Raw genomic sequence first — 630 nt, forward strand, 5'->3', positions numbered from 1 at the left:
ACCTCGCCACCGTTTCGCGGCTCATCATGTCCGAACTCGCTCCTCTGGTGAACGCGCAATATGGGGTGTTCTACGTAACCAATCGAGACGAGGAGGAATCCTATCTCGAACTGGCGGCGTCGTATGGTGCCGAAAGCAAGGCAGCCATCAAGCAGCGCCTCGATCTGCGCGAGGGTCTGGTCGGGCAAAGTGCAGCCGACAAGCGTGCCATCATGCTGGACAATGTGCCGCCCGAATTCCTGCGCGTCACCTCTGGTCTCGGCAGCGCTTCGCCGGCCAACGTCATCATCCTCCCCGCGTTGTTCGAGGACGAGGTGAAAGCCGTCATCGAACTTGCCTCGTTCGGCGAATTCCGCGACACGCATCAGTCGTTTCTCAACCAGTTAATGGAGTCCGTCGGCATCGTTCTCAACACCATTGCCGCAACGATGCGTACCGAGGGGCTACTGAAGCAGTCGCAGCTGCTGACTTCGGAATTGCAAGCACGGCAGACCGAACTGACCAAGAAACAGGAAGAGCTGCATGCGACGAACGAGGAGCTGCAGGAAAAGGCGCAACTGCTCGAAAACGAAAAGAAACAGGTTGAAAACAAGAATCTCGAAATCGAGATGGCACGGCGCGCATTGGAGG

Annotated in this window: 1 protein-coding gene; it reads left to right on the forward strand. The window is 57.3% G+C overall.

The annotated features are described in order from the left end of the window. Positions 1-630, forward strand: a 630-nt coding sequence (locus tag ACXJ7R_RS35690; RefSeq protein ID WP_457155883.1) for a GAF domain-containing protein, incomplete at both ends; no start/stop codon positions are given.

The sequence above is a fragment of the Mesorhizobium sp. P5_C1 genome (genome assembly GCF_054049815.1).